The following is a 6367-nucleotide window of genomic DNA, read 5'->3' as shown; positions in this document are numbered from 1 at the left end:
CGACGTGACCGCCAGTCTGCTGGCCCGTGCCCGGGCGGCCGGGTTCACCGTCCTCGTCGTCACCCTCGACACCTGGACCCTCGGCTGGCGCCCCCGCGACCTCGACCGCGCCTACCTGCCGTTCCTCCGCGGGGTGGGCACGGCGATCCCGTTCTCCGACCCGGCCTTCCGCGCCGGCCTGGCCCGCCCCCCGGAGGAGGACCTGGGGGCGGCGGTCCGCCACCGGCAGCGCCTGTTCACCGGCACCGCGTGGGGGTGGGACCGGTTGGACCGGATCCGGGCGCAGTGGGAGGGACCGATGGTCGTCAAGGGCATCCAGCGCGCCGAGGACGCGCGGCTCGCGCTGCACCACGGGATCGACGGGGTGATCGTCTCGAACCACGGCGGCCGGCAGGTCGACCGGGCGATCGGGGCGCTGTCCGCACTGCCCGGCGTCGTCGCGTCCGTCGCGGGGCGGGTGCCGGTGCTCTTCGACTCCGGGATCCGCACCGGCGCCGACGCGGCGGTCGCCCTCGCGCTGGGCGCGGACGCGGTGCTCGTCGGACGCCCGTTCGCGTTCGGGCTGGCGCTGGGCGGCCAGGCGGGTGTGCACCACGTCGTGCGCTGCCTGCTCGCGGAGCTGGACACCACCCTCGCCCTGGCCGGCTACCGCGATCTCGCCGACCTGCGCGCCGCCGAGGACGTGGTCGCCGGCGCGCCCTGAGGGCGCGCCGGCGCGGCGTCACAGCGCGGCGCGGACCTCCCGGGCGGCCTGGCCCATGTTGCGGAGCTTCGCGTACGCGGTGGTGCGGCTGAAGTAGCCGAGCCCGCAGTCGGGGGCCACCAGCAGCCGATCGGCGGGGATGACCTTCAGTGCGCGCCGGATCCGGTCGGCGATCTGCTCGACCGGCTCGACCATCGTGTTCTTCGCGTCGACGACGCCGACGCCGAGCACCTTGTCGCCGGGGAAGTCGGCGAACGCCTCGAGCTCGACGAAGTCCTTGTTCGTGAACTCCAGGTGGATCACGTCGCAGGGCGACTCCCGGAACAACGGCATCATCCCCGCCGCGTGGTTGTCGAAGATGTCCCGCTGGCCGTCGACGCTGCCGTAACAGACGTGCCAGAACTTGGTCATGTGGATGCCCTCGAACATGATCTGCTGGCACTCGATCTGCCACATGTCCTGCGTGTAGGGCGGCAGGACGTCGATGAGCTGGACGGCCTCCATCCCCATGTCCTGCAGGTAGTGCAGCTCCTTGTTCAGGGCGCGGGCGATGTCCTTGGCGAGCGCGACGCCGTCGCCGTAGTGCTGGTCGTTCAGGATGATCGACTGCTGCGCCGGGCCGAGCATGGCGACCTTGAAGGGGCGGTCCGTGGCGTTGCGCATCGCGTAGGCGACGGCCTCGAAGATCGGGCGCACCCACTCGACCTTGCTGTGCACCGTGCCCTTGTAGAACGGCTGGTACTTCGCGCCGTCGCCGGGCGGGCCGAAGTTGTCGATCCCGCCGAGGTTCTCCGGGATGAAGTGGAAGATCGGCTCGAGCTGGAAGCCCGGTGCCTCCCACTCGTAGTACTGGGCGCCATCGCACAGGATGTCGAGCCCGGCCAGCTCCTGCTCCCGCGCGGTGAGCTTGCAGGCGTCCTCGTAGGCCACGCGCAGGTTGTGGCTGCGGTAGGTGGGCTCGGTCCCGCAGCCGAGTATCCGTCCCTGCAGCCAGTGCGGCCTCGGGAAGGCGGACACCGCCGATACCGGCAGCAGGACATCCTCGTTCCGAATCCGCATGGTCTGTCTCCTCAGGCTCGGGCTGTGGTTGCGGCTGGGATCCGTCCCTCGAGCAGGCCCCGGGCGGCGGACACGACCTTCTCGGTCGACGGCATGACCGCCGCCTCCATGGCGGCGGCGACGGGCAGCGGGACATTGCCGCCGGAGACCCGGACGATCGGTGCGCGCAGGTCGTCGAACGCCTCCTCGGCGAGGATCGCGGCGACGCCCGCGCCCCAGCCGAGCTGGCCGGGGTTCTCCTCGACGATCACCACGCGGCCGGTGCGCCGCGCGGACGCGAGGACCGCGGCCGCGTCGAGCGGCACGAGGCAGCGCAGGTCGAGGACGTCCGCGGCGACCCCGTCCTCGGCGAGCGCGGCGGCCGCCTGCTCGCACATCCCGACGGTGCGGGCGAGGCCGATCAGCGTGACGTCGTCACCGGAGCACCGCAGGGCCGCCTTCCCGAGGGGAACGAGGTGGGGGTGCTCCGGCCGCTCGGCCTTCGTCCCGAACAGTGCCTTGTGCTCGAAGACCAGGACCGGTTCCGGGTCTTGGATCGACGCGGCGAGCAGGCCCCACATGTCGTCGGGGGTCGACGGCGAGACGATCTTGATCCCGGGGACGCACATCGCCCAGTTCTCGACCGACTGGCTGTGCTGTGCGCCGAACCCGAGCCCGCCGCCGTTGGTCCCGCGGATGACCAGCGGCATCCGCAGCTGGCCGCCCGTCATGTAGCAGGCCTTGGCGATCTCGTTGGCGACCTGGTCCCAGCACGTCGCGTAGAAGTCCGAGAACATGATCTCGGCGACGGGCCGCAGCCCGGCCGCGGCCGCGCCCATCGCGGCGCCGGCGATGGCCTGCTCGGAGATCGGGGTGTCCCAGACCCGCTCCGGTCCGAAGCGGTCCTTCAGCCCGGCGGTCGTCTTGAAGACCCCGCCCGACCCGACGTCCTCCCCGAGCAGCACCACGGTCTCGTCGCGCGCCATCTCCTGCTCGAGCGCCGCGGCCACGGCCTCGCGGTAGGTCAGTTGCGCCACGTCGCCCCTCCGTCGCTCCACATGCCGGTCCACGCGTCGGCGGCGTCGGGGGTGGGCTCGGCGAGCACCCGCACGGCCATGGCGTCCATCTCGCCCTTGACCTGCGCGACGAGGGCGTCGCTCTCCTCGACGGCCATCGCGCCGGACTGCGCCAGCTCGGTCGCCAGCCGCACGAGCGGGTCGCGGGTCCGGGCGGCGGCGACCTCGTCGGGGTGGCGGTAGGCCCCGCCGTCGGCCACCGAGTGCCCGCCCAGCCGGTAGGTGACGGCCTCGACGAGCGAGGGCCCGTCCCCGCGGCGGGCGCGCTCGACGGCGGCCAGCGCCATCTCGCGGACCGCGGCCACGTCGTTGCCGTCGACGACGAGCGGTTCCAGGCCGTAGGCGGGGGCGCGGTCGGCGGCGGGCCGCTCGACCGGGATCACGTCACCGATCGGGGTGTACTCCATGTACAGGTTGTTCTCGCAGACGAGGACCACCGGGAGCTTCCAGACGGCCGCGAGGTTCACCGCCTCGTGGAAGGCGCCGATGTTCGTCGTGCCGTCGCCGAAGAAGCAGGCCGTGACCATGCCGTCGCGGCGGATGCGGCTCGCCCACGCCATGCCGACCGCGGTGGGGATGTGCCCGCCCACGATCGCGTACGAGCCGTAGTAGCCGTGCTCGACGCTGGTGATGTGCATCGAGCCGCCCTTGCCGCCGCAGATGCCGCCGACGCGCCCGAGCAGTTCGCGCAGCACCGGCTCCTCGGGGGCGCCGCGGGCGAGGGCGTGGGCGTGTCCGCGGTAGGTGCCGAGCGAGTAGTCGCCCGGGCCGAGCGCCGAGGCGACGCCGACGGCGATGGCCTCCTGCCCGAGCCCCAGGTGAGCGGGCCCGCGGACCCGGCCCTGGCGGTAGAGGACGTCGACCTTCGCCTCGAACTGGCGGATCCGCAGCATCCGCTCGTAGAGATCCCGCAGGTCGGGGGCCGCGCGCTCGGCTCGGACGGCGGTGACCTCGGGCGCTTCCACCTGGCCGAAAATAGTGACGCACGTCGCACGGGGCATCGTCCACGGAAGCCAACAGATCGGGCGACCTTCGCCCCGCCGGGCCGGGTCAGGCCGGCACGGGGAGCCCCGCCGCACGCTCCAGGGCCGACTCGACGTCGGCCCGCGACACGTCCCGATGGGTCACGAACCGCACGCCCGGCCCGAACGGGACGGCGCGCACCCCGACGTCGGCGAGGCCGGCGACCACGGGTGCCGGGTCCGACGTCGTGACCAGCACGATGTTGGTCTCGGGCGTCGACACCGGCCAGCCGCGGGCCGCCAGCCCCTCGGCGAGCAGGCGGGCGTGCTCGTGGTCGTCGGCGAGGTCGGCCATGCCGTCCAGGGCGACGTGCCCCGCCGCGCCGAGCACCCCGCCCTGCCGGATCCCGCCGCCGAGCATCTTGCGCAGCCGCCACGCCCGGTCGACGAAGGCCGCCGACCCGGCCACGACCGACCCCATCGGCGCCCCGAGCCCCTTCGACAGGCAGACGCTGACGGTGTCCGCGCCCGCGGTCAGGACGGCGGGCTCGACGTCGAGGGCCACCGCGGCGTGCCAGAGCCGGGCCCCGTCGAGGTGGACGGCGAGCCCGGCGTCGTCCGCGGCCGCGACGAGCGAACGGTGCTCGGCCGCGGGCGTCACCGCACCGCCCGCCGCGTTGTGGGTGTTCTCGAGGCAGAGCAACCGGGTGCGCAGCCCGAAGTAGGGTCCGACGCCGCCCGCCGCGGCGGTGATGTCGGCCGGGGTCGGACGGCCGGGGCCCGCGGAGTGCGGCAGCGGCGCGGGCAGTCCGCCCGCGAGCCATGCCGAGGTGCCGAGCTCGGCCTCCAGGACGTGGGCGCCCGCGGGGGCCAGGAAGCGGTCGCCGCGCTCGAGGTGGTCCATGAGCGCGATGGCGTTGGCCATGCAGCCCGTCGGGGTCCACAGCGCCGCCTCGAGGCCGAGCAGGTCCGCGACGCGGCGCTGGAGGCTCGCGAGGGTGGGGTCGCCGTCGAGGACGTCGTCGCCGACGTCGGCGCCCGCCATCGCCTCGCGCATGGTCGCGCCGGGGCGGGTGACGGTGTCGGAGCGCAGGTCGACCGGGGTCACGGCGTCAACGGAGGTCACGGGTACCCATCCTCACCCGTATCCTCCGGACACGTGATCCCCAATGTCCTCGCCGCCCGCTACGCCTCGCCCGCGCTGCGCGACCTGTGGTCGCCGGAGCGGAAGGTCACCGCGGAGCGCGAGCTGTGGCTGGCGGTGCTCACCGCCCAGCGCGACCTGGGGATCGACGTCCCGGACGGGGTCCTCGACGACTACCGGGCCGTCGTGGACCGCGTCGACCTCGACTCCATCGCCGCCCGCGAGCGGCGCACCCGCCACGACGTGAAGGCGCGCATCGAGGAGTTCGACGACCTCGCGGGCCACCAGCACGCGCACAAGGGCATGACGAGCCGCGACCTCACCGAGAACGTCGAGCAGCTGCAGATCCGCGACTCGCTGCGCCTCGTCGCGGACAAGACGGTCGCGGTGCTCGCGCGCCTGTCGCGGCTCGCCGGCGAGCACTCCGAGGTGGTGATGGCCGGCCGCAGCCACAACGTCGCCGCCCAGGCGACCACGCTGGGGAAGCGGTTCGCCTCCGCCGCCGACGAGACCCTCGTCGCGTACCGGCGCCTGACCGAGCTGATCGCCCGCTACCCGCTGCGGGGGATCAAGGGCCCGGTGGGCACCGCGCAGGACATGCTCGGCCTGCTCGACGGGGACGCGGGCAAGCTCGCCGAGCTCGAACGCCGCACGGCCGCCCACCTCGGGTTCTCCGAGGTGCTGACCAGCGTCGGGCAGGTCTACCCCCGCTCCCTGGACCACGACGTCGCCTCCGCGCTCGTCCAGCTCGCCGCGGGGCCGTCGTCGCTGGCCACGACGATCCGGCTCATGGCAGGCCAGGAGCTGGTCACCGAGGGGTTCCAGGCCGGGCAGGTCGGCTCGAGCGCGATGCCGCACAAGATGAACACCCGGTCCTGCGAGCGGGTCAACGGCCTCGCCGTGGTGCTCCGGGGCAACGCCTCGATGCTCGGCGAGCTGGCCGGCGGCCAGTGGAACGAGGGCGACGTGTCCGACTCGGTCGTGCGCCGGGTCGCGCTGCCGGACGCGTTCTTCGCGGTCGACGGTCTCCTGGAGACCTTCCTGACGGTGCTCGACGAGTTCGGGGCCTACCCGGCGGTCATCGCCCGCGAGCTCGACCGCTACCTGCCCTTCCTCGCGACGACGGCCGTCCTCATGGCCGCCGTCCGGGCGGGCGTGGGACGCGAGACCGCCCACGAGATCGTCGCCGAGCACGCCCGGGCAGTGGCCCTGGACATGCGGGAGAAGGGGATCGAGGGCAACGACCTGCTGGCCCGGCTCGCCGCCGACTCCCGGCTCGGGGTCTCCGAGGGCGACCTCGCGGCCGCCGTCGCCGACCCGGCGGCCTTCGTCGGCGCGGCGGGCGCCCAGGTCACCGAGATCGCCCGGCGGGTCGCCGAGATCGCCGATGCGCGGCCCGAGGCGGCGGCCTACGCGCCCGCCCCGATCCTCTAGCCTCGCCGCC

6 protein-coding genes are annotated in these 6367 nt (G+C 73.9%); 2 read left to right on the top strand and 4 right to left on the bottom strand.

All coding sequences use genetic code 11. From position 1 onward, the window contains the following. On the top strand, positions 1-703 hold a 703-nt coding region (locus tag VGI02_RS15970), incomplete at its 5' end, for an alpha-hydroxy-acid oxidizing protein (RefSeq protein WP_331628512.1). Between the two features lie 18 nt (positions 704-721). Here VGI02_RS15970 and VGI02_RS15965 read toward each other — a convergent pair. The 4 genes from VGI02_RS15965 to VGI02_RS15950 all read right to left on the bottom strand — a co-directional run bounded on the left by VGI02_RS15965 (position 722) and on the right by VGI02_RS15950 (position 4836). Beyond that, complete coding sequence (locus VGI02_RS15965; RefSeq protein WP_331628510.1) at positions 722-1762, bottom strand: hypothetical protein; 1041 nt, start codon at positions 1760-1762, stop codon at positions 722-724. A gap of 11 nt (positions 1763-1773) precedes the next feature. Next, entirely contained in the window at positions 1774-2778 is a 1005-nt protein-coding gene (locus VGI02_RS15960; RefSeq protein ID WP_331628508.1) for an alpha-ketoacid dehydrogenase subunit beta, read from the bottom strand. Next, the gene (locus VGI02_RS15955) at positions 2766-3782 is read right to left on the bottom strand and encodes a thiamine pyrophosphate-dependent dehydrogenase E1 component subunit alpha (RefSeq protein WP_331628506.1); all 1017 of its coding nucleotides are present in this window, start codon (positions 3780-3782) and stop codon (positions 2766-2768) included. Before VGI02_RS15955 ends, VGI02_RS15960 begins: the two co-directional genes overlap by 13 nt. Positions 3783-3867: 85 nt before the next feature. Further along, positions 3868-4836, bottom strand: coding sequence for a threonine aldolase family protein (locus VGI02_RS15950; RefSeq protein ID WP_331628518.1), 969 nt, complete (start codon positions 4834-4836; stop codon positions 3868-3870). Between the two features lie 102 nt (positions 4837-4938). Here VGI02_RS15950 and purB point away from each other — a divergent pair, with 102 nt between their 5' ends. Then, positions 4939-6357, top strand: a complete 1419-nt coding sequence (purB, locus tag VGI02_RS15945; protein ID WP_331628504.1) for an adenylosuccinate lyase — start codon at positions 4939-4941, stop codon at positions 6355-6357. Positions 6358-6367: the final 10 nt, after the last annotated feature.

The organism is Actinomycetospora sp., from assembly GCF_036497245.1.
Lineage (GTDB): Bacteria > Actinomycetota > Actinomycetes > Mycobacteriales > Pseudonocardiaceae > Actinomycetospora.
The sequence above is the reverse complement of the archived record's forward strand: the minus strand, read 5'-3'. Positions and strand labels throughout refer to the sequence as shown.